This window comes from Daejeonella sp. H1SJ63 (genome assembly GCF_029360775.1).
Lineage (GTDB): Bacteria > Bacteroidota > Bacteroidia > Sphingobacteriales > Sphingobacteriaceae > Daejeonella.
Map to the genome: position 1 here is coordinate 87,720 of NZ_JARKMZ010000039.1, position 21,089 is coordinate 108,808.

The 21,089-nt window shown below is 40.3% G+C and carries 14 protein-coding genes; 11 read left to right on the plus strand and 3 right to left on the minus strand.

What is annotated here, in order from left to right; genetic code table 11:
* Positions 1-42: 42 nt before the first annotated feature.
* From P2W72_RS14000 to P2W72_RS14015, 4 genes are all read left to right on the plus strand, one after another.
* Positions 43-5,319, plus strand: coding sequence for a DUF4157 domain-containing protein (locus tag P2W72_RS14000; protein ID WP_276363734.1), 5,277 nt, complete (start codon positions 43-45; stop codon positions 5,317-5,319).
* A gap of 157 nt (positions 5,320-5,476) precedes the next feature.
* Complete coding sequence (locus P2W72_RS14005; protein ID WP_276363737.1) at positions 5,477-6,655, plus strand: DUF4157 domain-containing protein; 1,179 nt, start codon at positions 5,477-5,479, stop codon at positions 6,653-6,655.
* Positions 6,656-6,693: 38 nt separating this feature from the next.
* A complete protein-coding gene (locus P2W72_RS14010) occupies positions 6,694-8,043 on the plus strand; it encodes an ATP-binding protein (RefSeq protein ID WP_276363740.1) in 1,350 nt (449 codons plus the stop codon).
* A 156-nt stretch (positions 8,044-8,199) separates the two neighbouring features.
* The gene (locus tag P2W72_RS14015) at positions 8,200-8,952 is read left to right on the plus strand and encodes a DeoR/GlpR family DNA-binding transcription regulator (RefSeq protein ID WP_276363742.1); all 753 of its coding nucleotides are present in this window, start codon (positions 8,200-8,202) and stop codon (positions 8,950-8,952) included.
* 273 nt (positions 8,953-9,225) lie between these two features.
* Here the strand turns inward: P2W72_RS14015 and P2W72_RS14020 are convergent, their stop codons facing one another.
* Positions 9,226-10,035 carry an N-acetylmuramic acid 6-phosphate etherase gene (locus P2W72_RS14020; protein WP_276363744.1) on the minus strand — a complete coding sequence of 270 codons (810 nt, stop codon included), beginning with the start codon at positions 10,033-10,035 and terminating at the stop codon, positions 9,226-9,228.
* 278 nt (positions 10,036-10,313) lie between these two features.
* On the opposite strand from P2W72_RS14020, the gene P2W72_RS14025 reads away from it, so the two are divergent.
* From P2W72_RS14025 to P2W72_RS14035, 3 genes are read left to right on the plus strand one after another with little or no spacing between them, the layout of a single operon-like run.
* Positions 10,314-11,258, plus strand: coding sequence for an amidohydrolase family protein (locus P2W72_RS14025; protein ID WP_276363747.1), 945 nt, complete (start codon positions 10,314-10,316; stop codon positions 11,256-11,258).
* The gene (locus P2W72_RS14030; protein WP_276363749.1) at positions 11,248-12,054 is read left to right on the plus strand and encodes an amidohydrolase; all 807 of its coding nucleotides are present in this window, start codon (positions 11,248-11,250) and stop codon (positions 12,052-12,054) included. The genes P2W72_RS14025 and P2W72_RS14030 overlap by 11 nt, the downstream gene beginning before the upstream one ends.
* Positions 12,055-12,082: 28 nt before the next feature.
* A complete protein-coding gene (locus P2W72_RS14035; protein ID WP_276363751.1) occupies positions 12,083-13,081 on the plus strand; it encodes a hypothetical protein in 999 nt (332 codons plus the stop codon).
* Between the two features lie 41 nt (positions 13,082-13,122).
* Here the strand turns inward: P2W72_RS14035 and P2W72_RS14040 are convergent, their stop codons facing one another.
* Complete coding sequence (locus tag P2W72_RS14040) at positions 13,123-14,037, minus strand: isochorismatase family protein (protein WP_276363754.1); 915 nt, start codon at positions 14,035-14,037, stop codon at positions 13,123-13,125.
* A gap of 16 nt (positions 14,038-14,053) precedes the next feature.
* On the minus strand, positions 14,054-15,616 hold the full coding sequence (locus P2W72_RS14045; protein ID WP_276363755.1) for a hypothetical protein: 1,563 nt from the start codon (positions 15,614-15,616) through the stop codon (positions 14,054-14,056).
* 230 nt (positions 15,617-15,846) lie between these two features.
* Between P2W72_RS14045 and P2W72_RS14050 the strand changes: the two genes are divergently transcribed.
* The 4 genes from P2W72_RS14050 (at position 15,847) to P2W72_RS14065 (ending at position 21,073) form a co-directional block, all read left to right on the plus strand.
* Positions 15,847-16,908: a LacI family DNA-binding transcriptional regulator gene (locus P2W72_RS14050; protein WP_276363758.1), complete on the plus strand. Its 1,062-nt coding sequence runs from the start codon at positions 15,847-15,849 to the stop codon at positions 16,906-16,908.
* 168 nt (positions 16,909-17,076) lie between these two features.
* Complete coding sequence (locus tag P2W72_RS14055; protein ID WP_276363761.1) at positions 17,077-18,114, plus strand: Gfo/Idh/MocA family oxidoreductase; 1,038 nt, start codon at positions 17,077-17,079, stop codon at positions 18,112-18,114.
* A 69-nt stretch (positions 18,115-18,183) separates the two neighbouring features.
* Positions 18,184-19,563 carry a hypothetical protein gene (locus P2W72_RS14060; protein WP_276363763.1) on the plus strand — a complete coding sequence of 460 codons (1,380 nt, stop codon included), beginning with the start codon at positions 18,184-18,186 and terminating at the stop codon, positions 19,561-19,563.
* Positions 19,564-19,723: 160 nt separating this feature from the next.
* Positions 19,724-21,073: a DegT/DnrJ/EryC1/StrS family aminotransferase gene (locus P2W72_RS14065; RefSeq protein ID WP_276363766.1), complete on the plus strand. Its 1,350-nt coding sequence runs from the start codon at positions 19,724-19,726 to the stop codon at positions 21,071-21,073.
* Positions 21,074-21,089 lie beyond the last annotated feature (16 nt).

A 21,089-nucleotide genomic window follows, 5' to 3' on the forward strand; every position in this document is an offset into this window, starting at 1 on the left:
TTATAGAATATAATTAAGGCATAATTAAAACAGATCAGCAAGGTGTTCGCAGCCCCAGAAAGTACGACAAAAAGCACAAGTATTGCCCGGAAACAGGCAGATACCAGTACCACTTTTTTTCGGAAGGCTGATGAAGCAAGTTTTTTTGGAGAAAAAAAATCGGATGCGTTTTTTGGGCCGTCTGTACAGGCTAAATTAAATATCAGTCAGCCTGATGATCCCTACGAAAAAGAGGCCGATCAGGTAGCCGATACCGTCATGCGGATGCCGGAACCAGCCACTCAGATTGCCGGGGACACAGGGGAAGAAAAATTACAGCTAAAGGAAGATGATGAGCAAGAGGAAGTAATCCATCCCAAACTGCAGATCCCTCAAATAAGTGCAGTCCAGTGCAAAGAGGAGGAAGAAAATCTTCAGGCAAAATTCTATAACAGTATTTACAGAAAGAGTTATGACGAGAATTTTGAGTTTAATGATACCACTAACGAGGGATCCGGAGAACAATATTCGATTAATAGAAAATCTATTTCCTTATTTCAGTCAAATGTAATACAGTGCAGCGGGAGAGGTCCCCCGCAAACTTCATCATCCTTTGAACATACATTAAGCAGCTCCAATGGAGACGGAAGCGCAATGTCACCTGAAACAAGAAGTTTTATGGGGAGTCGCTTCAATGCCAATTTTGATGATGTTCGTATACATACAGGCAGCAGGGCAGAAATGCTGAGCAGCAGTATCCATGCCCATGCTTTTACGCATGGCAATGATATCTATTTTAACAGCGGTAAATATTCTCCGAGTACCGCTGAGGGTGGGTTATTGCTTGCCCACGAGCTTACTCATACCATCCAGCAGGGTGCCAGTAAAACGAATCAAACATCGGCCGTAGTCGCAAGGAAAGCAATTATCCAGCGAAGTCCCAATACAGGTTCTTCTGTTCCTCAATTAAATAATGCCCTTGCAAAAGCTAAGGGAGAAGAAGGTAAGGTCAATGCCAACAGGGAAGGACCTGATGGCTATCGTGAAGGATGGGAACGATTATTAGAATATTTCAAAACAACTTTTGGTGAGGATAAGATTATAAGTGGAAGCGGCGGAACTGCTGTAAGCGGTGCAGTGAGTGAGATGGATATCAAGAAAAAGCGGCAGGCGATGGGTATGCGTCCTAATCAGCCAAGGCCAAGCACAGATGACAGAGTGATGCGCGATGCCATGCCAAGCTGGTGCGGCATATTCGTATTCTGGGCCTTAAACAAAGGTGGAATCCCAATGAAGAAATGGGAGCTTGGTGGCCGGATGGTTACACCTGATGCATCCCGGACACCGGGAGAAATGCCTCAAACCGGTGATATTGCCTATCGAAATGAGTTTTCTCATTTTGCAATTGTTGAGAAAGTAACCGGCAGTACAGTTACAACGGTCAATGGAAATACATCCGGTGAGGACAACCTTGGGGCACAGGTACAAACCCGTGATCATCCTTTGTCCGGCTGGACCGCCTTTTTCGATCCTTTAAAATTAAAAACCGGTGCTCTTGGTGATGGTGAAGGAACCCAGGTTGAAGAAAAACCAAAAACTATAAAAGAATTAAGGAAAGAGTTGTTCAATATCGACAGAAAAGAAGATACTGATCGGGATGAAATAACAGTTTCAGGCGATCATACAGCTATTCAAACCAAACCTGAGTTAAGCAATTGGAATGTTAGTGGCAAAGGCGATCTTGTTCAATTGCAGAATGCCAATCTTAACCGGGAAAATGAAATTCAGCCCAAAGAGGAAGGAGAACAGGAGGATGAAATATCAGGAGGGCTGATTGAGCATAGTTTGCAAAGAAAAACGACCTCTGTAATACATCAATTACCTTTTAATAAGCCAGGGGGTTCAATCCAGTCTAAGGAATCTGCGACCCCGGCGTATTCTATTTTAGCAAACAACGCCTCAAATAGCACATCTTTTGTACAAAAACAGGAAGAAATCTCAGAAAATAACCGTGGCCCGCCGGTTTTGCAAAGAACAAGCAGTGACTCTGTTCAATGTTCATGGTTTGATGATGCATTTTCTGCCGTAACATCTTTTGTTGCCGAAACTCTGGAAGCCGGGAAACGTTTGTTCCTTAACGAGGCCAGAGATTTTGTTATGGCTATACCCGGTTATCGTGCGCTCAGGGTAATTTTAGGCGAAGATCCGATTACCGGTGAAGAGATCGAACAGAATGGTCACACCTTTATTGAAGCCGCATTCGATATTATGCCTGGCGGCAGATTGCTGCATCAGAAACTGAATGAACTTGGTGCATTAAATGATGCGGCCTTATGGGTTGATCAGCAGATTGCAACCGTCCATGGATTGGTGCAGGGAGTAATTAACCGTGTTAGTCAGTTCATTGAGAGTTTAAGTTTAGAAAGACTGGCATCTCCGCGCCAGTTGTTTGAAGAGGCCGGAAATATTATATACTCAACCATTCAGAGTATTATTGATTTTGCTATTACCGCCGCTACCGAATTGCTTGAAACCGTTAAGCGATTCCTTCTAACTCAAATTGTAGAATTCGTCAGAAATCATACTACAGCTTATCCGCTCTTAAGGGTTGTCCTTGGTCAGGATCCGATAACCGACGAGCCCGTAGAACGAAATGGTACTACTATCCTGAGTGCATTGCTTGAACTGGGTGGTGAAGAGGGAATTGCCCAGCGTACCCAAATGCAGGAAACCGGAACCTTCCAGAAGGTAGCCGACTGGATAGATCGGGGTATAGGTGTATTCAGTGATGCTTACGATCAGATAAAAACCGGATTTACTACTATTTGGAGCAGAGTTTCAATAGAGAGCCTGATGCATCCTGTTGATACCTTCAATATGATTTATGATCAGTTTGCTGCACCGGTACAAAGGGTTTGGGATTTTGTAAGGGATACTGCTATAGTCATCCTCCGCTTTATCAAGGAGGTCTTAATGCGAAGATTATCCACCTGGGCAAGAACAGTCAGAGGTTTTGCCCTTGTTACAGTGATCATCGGAAAAGATCCTTTCACTGATGAAATTGTTCCGCGTACCATGGAAAACCTCATCAGAGGATTTATGAGTCTGATGGAGGGTGGGGAGGAACAGTTCAATCAGCTCAAAGAATCCGGCGCGATAGAACGTACCACTGCACGCATAGAAGCGGCAGTTGCCCGACTGAATATGACTCCGGTTTATATCGTGCAGCTCTTTACCAGTTTGTGGAACTCCTTTAGTTTAAACGATCTTGCTCAACCTATACAAGCTTTTGAACGGATTATAGCCCGGTTTGGAGAGCCAATCGGCAGGCTGATTGCTTTTGTAGTCGAGATTGTCAGGATTGTCATTGAAGTAATTCTGCAGGTGATGAACTTCCCTATTGCCCTGATAGGTAACATCATCACCAAAGCCATGCAGGCATTTGATATGATCAAGGCAGATCCGGTGGGCTTCCTTAAGAATTTGCTGAAAGCCATCAAGCAGGGCTTTATGCAGTTCTTTGATAATATTTTAAAACATCTGATGGCTGGTCTGGTGGGCTGGCTAACCAGCGAATTAAAGGATTCAGGAGTAAAAGCACCTGAAGATTTTAGTTTACGCGGAATTATCGGCTGGGTGCTTGAAGTTCTCAACATTACGATGGAGAAAATATGGGAAAAACTGGCTGCCCATCCGCGTATAGGTCCTGAAAGAGTAGCCCGGATCCGGAGTATGATCAATACGCTTGAGGGGATCTGGACATTCATCAAAGATGTGCAGGAAAGAGGAATGGCTGCTATCTGGGATAAGATAAAAGAACAGCTTACCAATTTGTGGGATACTGTTCTGGGTGCAGTCAAAAACTGGATCATGGAACAGATTGTTACCAAGATGGTGACCAAGCTGTTATCAATGCTCGATCCGACAGGTATTATGGCTGTAGTAAACAGTGCGATCGCTTTATACAGCGCGATACAATCATTCATGAAATACCTTCGTGAGATGCTTGAGATCGTCAATTCATTTGTGGAAGGAGTGGTGGAAATAGCCAGTGGAAATACCAAACGTGCAGCCGATTATCTGGAAGGAACATTAGCCAGAAGCATACCGGTTATTATTGGATTCTTAGCTAACCAGGTTGGACTAAGTGGTATTGGAAGAAGAATAGGAGAGATGATTGAAACCGCCCGTAATTTGGTGGATCAGGCATTAACCTGGCTGGTGAATAAAGCCGTAGATGTTGGAGGAAGATTACTTGAAATGGGAAGATCTGCTGCGAATACTGTTCTGGGTTGGTTAGGCTTCAAGAAGACCTTTCATCTTGCTGATGGAGAAGAGCATGAGCTGTATTTTGAAGGGGAATCGCCAACGGCTGCTATCACTCTTGCCAGTAAAGATCCAAAAACCCTGCAGTCTGTTATCGCTTCGAAATCATGGTTAGGAAAGAGCATACCTGATCCGAAAGTTGCTCAAATTCAAGCGGAGGCTACTTATATTGATGCACGAAGGGCGAATCAGACGGTTACAGCCGGCACAGAAATAAAAGCGGCATTTGATAGAATTATAGCTGTTTTAAATACCATTACAGGTAATCCTGTTCCCTCTACTTTAGCTGCTGTACAGGAGACGAGAGGAAGTGGCACAGCTTTAATGGGGCGACACGTGTTCATTAATCCATTGAGTTTAAATCCGGGTGGATTGGTTGGTACGCAGCCCACTATGGACTCTGATATGGGTGCTGAATTGCTGAGACGATATCCGGGAAAATTAGTTGAAGGCCATCTGTTAAATCACAATCTCCATGGACCAGGTAATCAGCGCTGGAACCTTACTCCAATATCCCATGCAACTAATAATGCAATGAAGTTGAAAGCAGAAAATCAGGCCAAATCTAATGTTTTATCTCAGGGTAAAGTGATTTCCTACAGGGTCAGGGTAAATTATAAAGCTGATCTTGATCCATCAGCTTCTACCTATCCAGAGGGTCAAATTGCGGATAGTATTGATATGACTGTACAGGAACTCGAGTTTAAAAATAATGCCTGGGTACCAATGGCAACACAACCTGGATGGGCCATTGCAGCCAGTGGTAATATTCAGCATGATACATCTGGTATACCTGGTTTTGGCGGATCTGTTGCCTCAATGAAAATAAACTTAAATACCGGTAGCAGAAGAGACCTGGAAAGATTACCTGCAATAGGGCAATCTAAAGTTAACGCCATACTAGCTTACCGTTCAACCAATTTATTCACTCAGATTGATGATTTATTAAAAGTTCCGGGTATAGGCGAAACAGCAGTAAATAGCATTAAAAATGATCCCAATGTAGAAGTTTAGTTAATCCCCGTGCAACCTGAAAATAATGACATTATTGATAATTGATAGACTTTGGATATATCGTAAAAAACATTTCTAATAAAAAATCAAACATAATCCTAAATCTATTGTAGAAATATAAATGGTTTAAACAGAATGATATAATTAATAAAAGATCATGAAAGCTTCACCAACCCGCATCATCTATCGCCGCAGAAGATCTTCTGCCGATGGTGTTTTTTTCAGAAAAGAAAACAAAGCCGACCAAAGCTTTTTTAGCGATCCGGCTCATGAACCCTTCTTTCAACAGGTTCCGGTAACAGTTCAACGAAAATGTGATACTTGCGAAGAAGAAGAAAAATCTCTTCAGCGCAAGCCACTGAAAGAAGAGGAAGAAAAGAAACTTCAACGCATCCCGGATAAAAAAGAGGAAGAAGAGAAGAAAAAAGTCCAATTGAAATCCGGGGATAAAAAAGAAGAAGAGGAAAAGAAACTTCAGAAGAAAGAAAAGGAGAAGGAAGAGGAAAAATTGCAACTAAAAGAAGCGAATGGTAAAGCTGCCGCAACAAATACACCAGCTTATCTGAATACTCTCAATAGTAAGGGCAGTGTTCTGCCCAAAAAAACTCAGCATTTCTTTCAGAGTCGTATCGGGCACGACTTCTCAGCAGTGAAAATACATACCGGTACTGAAGCCGAAGCCTCTGCAAAAGAAGTAAATGCGAAGGCCTATGCTTTTGAAAATCATATTGTATTCAATAAGGGTGAATACAACCCGGCTACGCGGGAAGGAAAGTGGTTACTGGCTCATGAACTGGTACATACCATACAACAGGGCAATGCATCCATCTCAAAGAAAGAGAAAGATGAATCCGGGGCACCATGTACAGCCGGATCCGTTGATCTGGAAGCTGAAACAACTGCCGGTTTTGCAAAGAAGGCAGGAAGCGTTGTGAACGAAAAAACCAGGAAAAGCAAGGGATGCACAGATTGTGAGGATGAATGTGTAAACATTACCGGTACTTTAAAGGTTCCGTTTAAAGCAAGTACTAAAATTAGTTTACCGGCAGTACCCGGAAATCTTAGTCCATGTCAGCAGGACAGAGTACATGCCGCAATAAATGGTCCTTTACTTAAACATGAAAAACAGCATGTAAAAGCCTTCGAAACTTTTGATGGTACCGCATCACTTGCTATCAATTTCATTGGTTGTGAAAGTGATTATACATCTTATCAGGAGAATCTGGCAGAACAGGAATTTCAGAGAAGGAAATCTTCTGCAGAGGCTAAAAGCGCAGCCCTCGACCCATTTACTGTACCTGTAGATTTATGCTGTACAGACAAGCCTAAAAAGTGATTGTGCAGATTTTTTTTTTTAACTTAGAAATAAAAACGGTGCTATATCCAGTTCATAAAAACAGACCGGCTCAATCTTCGGTTGAGAATGCATTGACCAATATCAGGGATCTGCTTGCCTGGCGAATCCAATCGCATTTTAATGAGAGTCCTGCAGATCTGGATAAGTGGTTGGAAAAAAATGGTAATGAACTTATTCCTGCTGATCTTAAAGTAAACCTTCCTGCTCTTAATAACGAAGAATGGATAGTTATTATGCTTTCTCTTATTCCTCATATTCAAACTAATTTTTTTGAATCTGTCATCCTCGGGCATCTTCCTTCAGGGGGCGACTTTCCGGAGTTTGGCGGAGTAAAAGCCAGTAACCATCGCGGCATGCTTCCTACGGGTGAGACTATCCAGTTTATACTTTCGGGCACTGATATCGAAAAGCGCTTGCAGGTACAGGATATGTTCCGTGAGCAGCATATTTTCTTTAAAGAAGGAATTTTGTGGCTTGAACCTGTCAAAGAAGGCGAACCTGTAATGAGCGGCCGTATAATCCTTGCGCAGGATTGGATAGAGAAATTGATTTTTGGCAGGGAAAGTGCACCACGTTTCGGACTCGATTTTCCTGCCAAACATATTACCACAAGTATGCTTTGGGATGATGTTGTACTGCATCCGCGTACAGTACAGCAGGTTAATGATATCAGTAACTGGCTGGAACATCATCATAAACTGGATGATGATGAAAACCTTAAAAGAAAGATAAAACCGGGGTACCGTGTTTTATTTTACGGTCCCTCCGGAACAGGTAAAACTTTAACTGCCGCTTTACTTGGCAAGCAGTTTAAGAAGGATGTTTACAGGATAGACCTTTCTCAAATTGTAAGTAAGTTTATAGGCGAAACCGAAAAAAATCTTGAAGGAGTTTTCAAAAAGGCGGAAACTAAAAACTGGATATTGTTTTTTGATGAGGCTGATGCGCTTTTTGGTAAACGTACAAATGTGCAGAGTGCGCATGATAAATATGCAAACCAGGAAGTCAGCTATTTGCTTCAGCGTGTGGAAGATTATACCGGCCTGTTGATCCTTGCATCAAATTTTAAGAATAATCTTGATGATGCCTTTATTCGCCGTTTTCATTCTGTGGTACACTTTCCGATGCCGAATACCACTGAACGGCATATTTTATGGCAAAAATCAATGCCTTCAGGATTAAAAAAGCATTCTTCAATTGACTTGTCAGAATTATCCGGTAAATACGAACTTAGCGGGGCCTCAATTTTAAATGCAGTACACTTTGCAGTCCTTCAATGTTATTCCAGAAATGATAATACACTTTATCATAAAGATCTGGTTGAAGGTGTCCGAAAAGAATTTTTGAAGGAAGAAAAATCAATTTAATCGGAATAATATATTTTTCTGAATCGATTATTATATACTCCGTCAGTTTAATCTTGAAATATTAATTTTCCTAAAGAGCTGATCAGCTATAAAAGATTGATCCGGGTTTATACGTTTACATTTAATTTTTATTGATTTTAAAATAGGAATATATTTATGAGGAAGGAAGAACGAAAAAAAATGATCATGAGGGAGGTGAATCTCCATAATAAAGTTCTTTCAACCGATCTGAGCATTTTAATGGATGTTTCGGATGATACTGTCAGACGTGATCTGAAAGAACTTGCAGATGAAGGAAGGATTCTAAAGGTTCATGGCGGTGCCGCCAGTTTATCTTTTGTGGCCCCTTTTAATGTTCAGAATGAGGTTTATGCTTTAGAGGCCAAGAAAAAGATAGCTGAAAAGACATTAAAACTCTTGAAAAGCAATATGATCATTTTAACAGAGGGTGGAACTACCATTCTTGAACTTGCGAAAATGATTCCTGATTATCTTAAATCAACTGTTTTCACAATTAGTCCTCAGGTGGCTATTACCCTTTCCGGGCATGAAAATCTGAATGTAATCAGTATAGGGGGGAACCTGTACAAAAATGCTAACCTGCATGTAGGTTCGGGTACGATCAATCAACTCGCTGATATAAGGGCCGACCTTTGTTTATTAGGAGCTAATGCCTTTTCTGTGGATGAAGGTTTAAGTGATGTAGACTGGGAGGTTGTTCAGGCTAAGAAAGCCCTGATTCGTTCAGCAAAAAAGGTGGCAGTACTTGCCATTTCTGAAAAACTGAATACGAATCAGACCATAAAAATATGTGGGATCGATAAGGTTGATTATCTGATTACTGAATTATCTCCTGATAGTGAATTGTTAAGTCCATTTCGGACTGTGGAAAGTTTAAAGCTTATATGATAAAAACAAACAAGGCCATGCAATCAGCATGAGGCCTGTTTGTTAGATAAACAATTTATTTTCTGATCAATGCCTGTGATAATCTGCACCAGGAAGGATCATATATTCAACCTTAGCCGGAGTTGCTTTAACCTAACCAGATTACAAAGCCGAATACAAAAAATAAAATTCCTATGATCGTAATGGGCTTTGTAAGAATTTTGGATAAACTTAGGAACATGAATATCTTAATTAATTGGTTATCATTGTATAACCGGGTTTATATAAACTAAATTATTTAGATAAATAATCCATAGTAAGCTTCACACTGCCATGCTTTAGCAATAGTTCTCTTGCTTTATCATAATCGTTGATACTCGAATTTTGCATTAACATTTTAACTGCACGGTCAGTAATCTTATCGTTGATCAGTTTTACATTGACCATTTGGTTATCATAAACACGTCCCAGTTTAATCATGGTTGTGGTACTGATCATGTCAAATATCATTTTTTGAGCAGTTCCGCATTTCATACGTGTACTTCCGGTTACGAATTCAGGACCGGTAATTACTTCAACGGGCAGATCTGCCTGTTCAGCAATAGGAGATTTGGGATTACTTACAATACATGCAGTTTTAATATTGTTCTTTCTGCATTCTTTCAGTGCAGAAAGAACGAAAGGGGTGGTTCCACTTGCAGAAATACCTATAACAATATCATTAACAGATACATTGTTCTTTTGAAGCATTTCCCAGCCGGCATTTATATCGTCTTCCTTCTCTTCCAGAGCCTCAATCAGATGTTCTTTGCCACCTGCAAGCATAACATTGAAAATGCCTGGTTCTACTCCAAAAGTTGTTGGGAGTTCAATCACATCCAAAACAGATAAACGTCCGCCACTACCGGCACCCAGGTAAAATAATCTTCCTTTGTTTTCAATTTTGGATACAATAGTATCTATCAGAAGATTTAGCTGAGGCAATGCTTTTTCAATGGCTAACGGTACTGTCTTGTCTTCATTATTCAAATTTGCAGTTAGCTCTGCAGTTGACATTTTTTCTAAATGCCTGTATTTTGAGGATTGCTCTGTTATCCTGGTCATAGTCAATTTATTATTGAAGTATTTATATTTTATTTTGCGTATTTTATGCGGTTTTAATTAATCAATAATACGCAAATAATAAACATGTATTTAGTATTTTAATCCAAAATTTCTTAATAATCTCAGAGCTGCTTATTCATTTAAAGTGAAGACCAGAGCCGGATTCCTGGTTTTGATATGCCGGGGCAAATAAAAAATCAGAATTTTGTTTTATTCTTTCGTGTACGTAACCGTAAAATATTAACTTGCTTACATAAAGATATTTTGATCAGATTTCTATGAGCAGTTTTATTAATCGCAGAAAATTCCTTGCCGGTACAGCTTTTTCAGCTGCCGGACTGTTACTTTCTGACCAAGTTGGGGCAATGCCTGCACCTGATTTGCAGTCAGAATTTGATATACCTTCAGCAGGTTATGACCTGATGAAGGAAGTAAAGAAATACCGAAAGCTCGACTCGCATGTTCATGCTCATTTATTTGATGGCGGACCGGATGGAAATATTGCCTTTGCAGATCGTTTGGGAATAGATAAAATGTATATCTCCCGTCCGGTTTATGATGGAGAGGGGATGCCTAAAGATTTCAGGTCTTATAATGATCTGATGTATGATTGCATGAAGCAATATCCCGACAGGCTTATTGGTCAGCTTACGGTTAACGTTATTCATCAGAAAGAATCTCTGGAGGAAATTAAACGTTGTATTGATCTGGGGATGGTTGGTTTGAAAGTTTATACTCAGGTTAAAATTAACGATCCCTTGTTTTATCCCATTATTGAAAAGATGACCGACCTTAAAATGATTATTCATATGCATGCAAACTGCCAGCTGGGTGTGGGTGGTTACCGTAAGAAATATGATACGGGTATCAGGCCTCAGACTTCCATTCCTGAGGATTTTGTTGAGATTGCCCGGCGCTATCCTGAAGCTATGTTTCAGTATGCACATATAGGTATGGGGAGCGACTGGGAATATGCCTGTAAGATGTTTGCTCCTTATTCCAATATTTATGTTGATTCATCGGGCAGCAATAATGCTGAACATATGATTGACTTTGCTGTTAGTCAATTAGGGGAGGACCGGATCTTTTTCGGAACGGATAATTGCTATTATCAGAGTGTCGGAAAAATTCTGGCATCTAAACTTACAGAAACCCAGAAAAGAAAGATCTTTTTTGATAATTATAATAATATTTTAAGAAAATCAGGAAGACATGTTGATTGATATTAATGCCTATGTCGGGCAATGGCCATTCCAGCAGTTACAATATAATACCTGTGATGCTCTGCTCCGAAGAATGAAAGACTTTGGTGTGGATGTTTCTGTGATCAGTAACCTGAATGGTATTTTTTATAAAAATACCCAATCAGCCAATGAGGAACTTATAGCTGAAATTAGTTCAAAACGTTATTTTTCTGATCGTTTTATCCCTTTTGCAGTAATTAATCCAATATATGCAGGCTGGAAAGCGGATCTTGATGTTTGCATCAATAAACTTGGTTTTAAAGGCGTCAGACTATACCCCAACTACCACGATTACGATATTCTTGATCCTGCGTGTATTGAATTGGTTAAAAGAGTCAGAGATTGTGGTCTACCTGTTTCATTTAATTACAGAATGGTTGATGGCAGACAGCGGTCATGGATGGATATTGCCTATGTTAAAAATAATGTGATCAGGGAATGGAATTTTAAAAATATTCTGCCCATTATTAAAGAAGTACCTGATGCGAAATATATGATTCTCAATTATGCCAACGAGGTTAAGCTTAGCTCAGAAGAAACTGATCTGATAAAAAGGGCCGATCTTTTGATTGATACTTCAGGAAGAATGATTGTGAATATGCCTGTTTTTCTGAAACGTTTCGGAGCTGATAAGTTTGCTTTTGGCACACACGCTCCGATACTGGATTATCTAACCGGTTTACTTCGTATCGAGTCGCTCTATGACAATGAAGCTGATCAAACGACCAGAGAATTACTGAGATCGGGTAATGCAAGAAAGATGCTTCGTTTATAAACTATATTCAAAGTTTAAAGGTTTGATTATGAAAAAGTACCTTGCTCTGGCCTTAATGGCTGCGTTTTCCGTACTCAGCGGAAATGCACAGCAGAATATAAGCTGGATGATGGAAGCTCCTGCAGCTGCATGGCAACCTCGCGATTCACAGGCTGAATTAGTTTATAAGAACCGATTATGGATCTTTGGCGGATGGTTTAATTCGAATGAAGCACCACCCCGTGATGTATGGAGCTCTGATGATGGTAAAAACTGGGAGCTTATCAATCCTTCAGCACCATGGATCCACAGTGATCTTTCGATGTCTGTTGTTTTCAGAAACAGAATGTGGATGATGGGTGGTTGGTATAATGGCCGATTGAAGGGACATTCGGCCAGTAATAGAGTATGGTCATCAAAAGATGGCATAAATTGGGAATCTGAAACAGAAAATGCAGCATGGACCCCTCGCATTGCCAGTGCCGTTGTGGAATTTAAAGGTAAAATATGGCTGCTGGGAGGAACGGAGAATTATTATTTCGGAGATAAAAACAGTCTTAAAAATGATGTCTGGTATTCTTCAAATGGAAAAGACTGGCAATTGGCAACAGCTGATGCCGGATGGCAGCCTCGTGCTTATCATCAGGCAGCTGTATTAAATGGCAGGATGTATGTTTTTGGTGGTGGAAATTATGTCCCCGGGTATTTGGCGCTAAATGATGTCTGGAGTTCTGAGGATGGTGTTCACTGGCTTAAAGAAACATCAAATGCTCCATGGCATCAGCGTCTGTGGTTTAATTCTGTTGTTTATCGCGATCGTATATGGGTTATGGGAGGATGGTCTAACAATCCCTATAAAAATCATGACGATGTATGGAGTTCTAAAGACGGTAAGAATTGGGAAAAATTCCAGTCAAAAACTGTTTGGAAAGGTCGCCATGAAGCCTCTGCTTTTGTTTTTAAAGATAAGATATGGATTGCAGGAGGGATGACCCCGCCATTGGTGAATGATGTATGGTCTTTAAAGCTTCCAAAAGACTGGAGATAACAAAAAACAAATCTCCGGATATGTTCGGAGATTTGTTTTTATCAGACTTTACCGGAAAAACCGCTCACAATTTCATCAGATGTAACGGTGTATTGTCCGAACATTTCAAAAAACAATAAAGCACCATTGGTTTGCCGCAGTTCAGCCTGAGTTTGCTTGTTTTCCATACCCGTAGTACAATCGCGTATTACGCTTACCTGATAGCCCCTGTAATTCATTTGTAAGGCACCATAATCTCTGGTAATCATGCAGGCATTGGTATTAAAACCGGCCATAAATAAGAAGAGAATACCTTTTTGTTTACAATAACGATGCATTTCCTCTCCAGTGGCTATTACAGCTTCTCCTTCTTTGGGCATAGCAGCGGGATGGATGAGATGGGGGTTTACCATTTGTTGAATTTCTATCTCCCTTGGCTCAAAAGGTCTTCTGTAGTTTTTATAAGGGCCGCTTAATCCTCTGAACTCTTTTGGTGGCCACACATCCTGACGGGGGTATAATTCCTCCTCAGAGATAAGTTTTATCCAGTTTGGATGCTTAACAGCTACCTGAGGAGAGGGAGCGTGGATAATAGCCATACCTGATTCCCTGCATTTTTTCAGGAGAGGGGCATATTTCTCATTGATAATCTTCTCAGCTCTGTCATTAGGTTCTTTCAGGTAATGTCTGCTCCATACATCAAGCAGCACCAGTGCACACTGAGAAACCGGAATATTCCAGTCGAGCTGATTATATCCGGTATTTTTCTCCAGCCATTCATCACCTGCATTCACATGCCACCTGTGATAACGCGGTTTTAGATGAAGTGTTTCAGCACTTACTGAATGCGCTGAGGTGTCAAAAGTCTGATCAGCAAAAGCAGGAACTGAAGCAGCAGATATCCCCAATGCTGTCCCTAAGCTTCCCAAACTAGTTTTTTTTAGAAATTCACGTCTTGAATTGCTTTTATTTTTCATATCAATGATCTCTATATTATTGCTTTTTTTCTTTCAGTTTTTTCTCCCATCTCAGTAATTCTGCCGTAAATGCAAGATTCTCTTCTCCGCGATTCAAATAGGTTTGTCTGATAGTATGATAAACTTCGGGATTAGTATCAGCAAGCATAAGCCATCCGTGCAATATTGGAAAGTAAGCAGCATGATCTCCACCTTTTCCATCTACAGCCCTTCTGATACCGCTGCGGTCAGGCAGAACAACATGCTTTAAGAGAGTATTTGAAAATCTTAAAAGATCTTCCCTGTTGAATACAATTCCTGCACGATAGGCAGAAACAACCATGGCAATGTCTAAAACACCATGTGAGCTGTCTTCAACATTGGGTGAACCTTTATAGATCATTACATTTGAAGAAAGCTTGTCTTCCGGCTTCCAGCCAATAGTGGTCATTGGCTCATACCAGTATGTCCATACATAGGCCTCATTCTCCTGATTATATTGTAAACGGTTTTTCAGTAGTCCCGACATTTTTTCCGAACGTTCCAGATAATCTTTTTTACCGGTTAATCTGTAAAGAGCCAGTTGGGTACTGGTATGCATACCCAGAAAATTGATTGGCTGGCCAACATTGTCGGCAGGGAAAGATTCTCCGCGCTCACAGGTAAGGTAATATCCTTCACCATTATTTGGGCCGTTACGCCATAAACGGGCATTTGCGTCTTTATAAGATTCTTCAGCAGCTTTTATAAAACGGTTAGCAGCAGGACGAAGCTCCTTTAATTCAGATTTTTCTTTGGCATATTCAGCTAGCCGGAGTAATGGATTGTAAATAATGCCAAGATACCCTGTATAGGCTAAGGGAATAGAGTTTAAAGTAATATTTTGAGCAATCGGTGCCGATTTACCGGTAACTTTTACTCTGATCAGATTTGATTTTTCATTCGAAAAATTTCCCGGGCGTGTAACATAGGGTGATAATGGATCATTTACGATTTTTTCAATAAACCGATCATCAGCTGGGTCAGTACTCAGATCTTTGAAAATCTCACTTCGCCTGAAAAAAGTATTGCTGGTTTTCAGATCGAAACGATTGCTCCCTGATGCTGGAATAATCTCTACCAATGTCAGGTTATTATTCGAAGAAGGAGTGGAGCGTATAGTGATTGCCACTTTGCCCGAGACATCCTGCAATTCTCCTTTTGCTACCACATATTTCAGCCCCATACTCCATGCCGGTCTGCTTTTTCCTGATCCGTCACTAACACCTCTTCTGTCGTCACGATGTGTTAAGAGTCTGTCTCCGCGTCTGGCAACTTCCAATAAATATTTTATATCATCAGTAGCTTCATACATATCTACTAATGTTTCGAGAGTGGCGGCTTCACCCCATGCCAGCGAACTTCCATCAGGTTTTTCAATCCAGGGATCAGTTTGAGGAAGTTTTGATATCAGAAAATCGGCACGTGATCTTGAAATATCAATAGGGTCTGCTTTTGATTGTTCTTTATTGTTTGCCGGGCCTGTAATTGTACCGGTATCATAAGTGCCGGGTGCCAAAGGTATCAGCAGAAATAATGGCAGATATTGATAGGTTTTCATAGTATAAATGAGTTTAATTAAAATTAATATAATTACGGGTACGTAAACGAATTTAATTGAATATATTTAAATAACATTTATTTGATTAAATAATGCCATTAATACACCCGGTTTATCAATTCTGACCAAATCATATAAATTATTTGGCCAATACTTTGATTATGAAAAGCGGGAGATATGAGCTATAATTGTGTATAAGATACACACCATCAATATCAGAAGTTTTAAGAATGAAAAAACAAATTACTGAGCTTACGGGAGTAAAGGAAATTGCCAGAAGAGCCAATGTTTCTATTGCAACCGTCGACAGAGTACTTCATAACAGAAAGGGTGTATCTGAACAAACTAAGGAAAAGATCAGCAAGATCATAGAAGAGCTTAATTATAAACCTAATCTGCTGGCTCAGCGTTTAGCTTCAAGGAAAACATTGCGTATTGCAACACTTATTCCGGAAAGTTCAAATGAAACCAGTTTCTGGGAGGCTCCTTTGCAGGGCATTGAACAGGCTGATGCAGAGATTAAGCAATTGGGTATTATAGTTGATAAATATTTCTACGATCAAAATCTTATTGATTCATTTGTCGATCAAACCCGTATTATTCTTGAAAGTAAACCGGATGGAATACTGCTCGCCCCCTCATTCATCGAAGAATCTGTAGTATTTACTGAGAAATGCAGGGAACTGAAAATACCCTATGTTTTAATAGATTCTGATTTACCCAATCAGGGAAGTTTAAGTTATATTGGCCCCAATCTCTATCACAGCGGCTATCTGGGAGCACATTTGGTAAGTTATCTTACCGGGCCTGAAGATAAAACCCTGATTGTAAATATTTCGCGTGAAATTGATAATCATCACCACCTTTTAAAGAAAGAGGAAGGGTTCAGAGCCTATTTTAAAGATCATCACAAACCTGATAATATCATCAAAATAGATATCAGAGAAACCGATCTTAAATCAATAGAACATCAATTGTCTAAAGTTTTTGAAGAGAATAATGATATAAAAGTTGTATTTGTCACCAATTCCAGAGTCTCCACTGTTGCTCATTTTATAGAATCTCTGGGAAAAGATCTGATTCTGATCGGATATGACTTTCTGAAAGAGAATATCGGGTACATGGATAAAGGAGTAATTGATTTTCTGGTTTGCCAGAAACCTAAACAACAGGCTTACAGAGGACTCATGTCTTTATATCAGCATCTGGCCTTTTCATCTCCTGTAGAGAAGATCTATTTCATGCCTATTGATATTTTAACGAAAGAGAATTCTTCTTTCTACAGGAATTAAAATATTCAGGGTTTTGCTTGCCTTTCTTTAAAGATTCTGTTTAAAGTTTGCATGTCGTTCTGATGGAATAGACTTGTTACAATAATTCCCCGGGTTAAGTTCATACTTAAATAATTGATTACTATATTCGGGTACGTTAACGTATATAAAAAGCTACATATAATAATCATGAAAAACTCCCTTAACCGTCGCAGGTTTATAAAAGCGGCAGGTATTGCCGGAATCGGATTTAGTCTGTCTGATTTAATTAATCCATTGAGTGCAAATGCAATGAGTACGAAATTTAATAGTAAACGTATTGGAATTATTGGTCTGGATACTTCACATAGTGTTGCATTTACGAAAAGTCTTAATAATCCATCTGCAGCTGCTCATTTTGCAGGATATAAAGTGGTAGCTGCATACCCTAAAGGCAGTAATGATATTCCAAGCAGTGTGGAAAGGATTCCCGGATATATAGAAGATGTTAAAAAACTGGGAGTGGAGATTGTTGATTCTGTAAAGGAATTGCTAAACAGGGTTGATTTCGTATTGCTTGAAACCAATGACGGGCGTCTGCATCTTGAACAGGCATTAGAGGTAATTAAAGCCGGAAAGCCATTCTTTATTGATAAACCTATTGCCGCATCCCTTGCAGATGCAATTGCTATTTTTAAGGCTGCCGAAAAGAAAAATGTACCCGTTTTCTCATCGTCATCATTAAGATATACTGTTGGTGCTCAGGAAATTGCAAATGGAAAAGTCGGACGTGTTTTGGGTGCTGATACCTTTAGTCCTATTAAAATTGAAAAAACTCATCCGGATCTGTTCTGGTATGGAATTCATGGGGTAGAGACCTTATTTACAGTTTTGGGTACAGGTTGTAAGACGGTAAGCCGTATCAGGACTGAGATCAGTGATGTTTCTACCGGAATTTGGGAAGATGGTAAAATTGGTACTTTCAGAGGTCATTATAATGGAAGACAGGATTATGGAGGTACAGCATTTGGTGAGAAGGGAGCTGCAGTAATTGGTGCATATGGTGGATATGATCCGCTTTTAGTAAAAATTATAGAATTTTTTGAAAGCGGAAAAGTGCCGGTTAGTAAGGAAGAGACGCTGGAAATCTGTGCATTCATGGAAGCGGCTGATGAAAGTATAAAAAATGGCGGAAAGCCGGTCAGTATTGCCTCGATATTTCAGCGCGCATCAGCCAAATTAAAATAAGGCTTTAACTTGTTTTGAACAGTATGAATATATTAGAAACAGATATTCATTTGCATTAATCAATTTCATATGAAAAAAAGTATTTCAAAAAGTATAAAACTGCTGTTATTTACCGGTGTTTTTGTTTGTATTTCTATCGGAAGTTCTGCGCAGAACGCTGCAAATATACTTAAGCTTGCCACATTCGATCTGGATGCAACACCTCCGGTTGGAAGTACACTGACTTATGATCCTATGATTAATGACTGGGATTTAGGTCTGAGGGCAAAAGGTATAGTTATTCTGGGAGCGGGTCAGCCAATAGTGATTTGTTCAGTAGACTGGATCGGAATTGCAAACGATAGTCAGGATGAATTCAAAAAGGTAATGGCTGCCGCCGCCGGTACTATTCCATCCAGAGTTGTGGTTCATGCTATACATCAGCACGACGCACCTGCATCTGATTTTGGTGCTGAAAAGCTATTAATATCCAAAGGTTTAAGCCCGATGGCTTTTGAGGGCACCTATGCAAGAGATCTGATAAAAAGGCTGGGCACGGCTATCTCCCTGGCCATTCCTAAAGCTGTTCCGTTCACACATATTGGCACCGGTAAAGCAGAGGTTTATGAAGTGGCTTCAAATCGCAGGGTTCTTGGGCCTGATGGTAAAGTTAAGTATACCCGAAGTTCTGCTACCAAAGATTCCTTGATAAGGGCTGAACCATTAGGCTTAATTGACCCAATGGTGTCTCTAATCAGCTTCTGGAATAATAAGAAGCCGGTAGCTGTGCTCAGTTATTACGCTTCGCATCCTCAGAGTTATTACAGAACAGGGGTGCCTAATCCTGATTTTCCGGGTATTGCACGTTTTATGCGCCAACTGGCTGTTCCGGATGCCTTACATATTCATTTCAACGGGGCAGGAGGTAATATTACAGCCGGGAAATACAACGATGGTGCAAAAGAGAACAGAATGATACTTGCCACGAGGCTCGCTGATGGGATGAAGCGTGCCTGGGAAAATACGAAACTTGAACCTGTAAATGCCTCCTCAGTACAATGGAACGTTGAGCCAATGGTTTTTAAACCAGCAGCGGGAATTGAAAATCTGGAAGCCAGAATGAAAAATGACAACCAGGTTTTTATTTCCAATAATCTATCAAAACTTGTTTGGTTAAAGAGGTTACAGGCCGGAAAAACAATTGATATGTCTTGTTTAAATATCGGGAATGCCAGAATTGTTCATTTACCCGGGGAGCCATTTGTTGAATATCAGCTGGCAGCAAAAGCTCAGCGCCCTGATCTTTTTGTAGCTGTTGCCGGTTATGGTGATTATGCTGTTGGGTATATCGGCACTGCAATAGGATACACTCAGGGTGGTTACGAAACCGGACAGGCATCAGGTGTTACTGCAGATGCTGAAACAACAATGATGAATGCAATCAAAAAACTGCTGATCCTCAATAGGTAAGAACTTAGCTTGTTCAGTTAAGAATGATTTTCAAATAAATTCGGTTACGTACACGCATATTTTTATATTAGTTAAAGTTTTACAGGAATAGTCGGAAATGCTTTAACATGGTTGATTATTCATAATGACAAAGACCCTGATTTAGGTAAAAACAAATTCTATGAAATTCAAAGACTTAAGCAGAAGAGGTTTTATTTCTGCGGTAACAACCACTACGGTGGCCACCGCATTTTCAAGTGTGATGCCGGCAATTGGCAAAACAGGTAATGCGGGGGAGCTGGCAATATTGGGAGGCACACCGGTTCGTACAAAAGCATGGCCTAAATGGCCCGCAATGATTGCTGATGAAAAATTAATGGAATCGGTCATCAAAACCACCAAGAGTGGTATATGGAGCCGTATTCAGTCGCCTACCGGTACTGTAGCTACTTTTGAGAAAGAATATGCCCGTTTAATGGGTACTCAGCTATGCATTGGAACCGGATCAGGAACCCAGGCACTTGCCACTTCTGTGGAAGCAATGGATTTTGGTCCCGGTGATGAGGTTATTACCTCCCCATACAGCGATTTTGGAACTGTTTCGGCAATTCTGACCAGTCGTGCTCTTCCGGTACTTGCCGATCTTGACAGAGATTCATTTCAGCTTGATCCTGATGAGGTCGAGAAAAAAATTAATAAGAATACTAAAGCAATTATACCTGTTCATATCATGGGTATGCCATGTAATATGGAGCGTATTATGGCAATTGCCAAAAAACACAATCTTAAGGTAATTGAGGATGCATGTCAGGCAAATTTTGCAAGATATCAGGGCAAGCAGCTGGGCACTATTGGCGATCTCGGATGTTTCAGTTTTCAGGCAAGTAAGCAAATCTCATGTGGTGAAGGTGGTGCAATCATTGGAAACGACCCTGAATTGATGGACAGATGTTTTACAGTTCAGAATCATGGTACGAACCGTAAAGGTTTCAACGTAACTATCGGTCCGAAATATAGGATGAATGAGTTTGAGGGTGCTGTACTAATGGGACAGATTGCAGGTGCTAAAGAACGTTTTGAACGGCGTAATGCAAATGCTGCATATCTGGATTCAAAGCTGAAAGATTTTCCGGGATTAATGCCTCAGAAAAAATATCCGGGAACAGAAAGTTCAGGATATTATAAATATGCTATGAGTTACAGGAAGGAGCATTTTAATAATGCTGACAGAAGCAAATTTCTGAAAGCTGTAGCAGCAGAAGGAATTAATTTGAGCCCTTATATTGCAAGAGGTTTTCATGTAGAGCCATGGGTAGATGAGATCATCAGTTTAAGGGAATATCAGGCTATGTATTCAGCTTCGAGACTAAAACGTTATAAAGAAGAAATGAAAATGCCTAATTGTGATCTGGTTTGTAATGAAGAGATGGTCGTGCTTGAAGGTGTGGCTTCTTTGTTAGGTACAACACAGGACATGGATGATGTAGTAAATGCGATCATGAAAGTATACGAAAACAGAGCCAGGCTTTGATTGATAAATGTATATA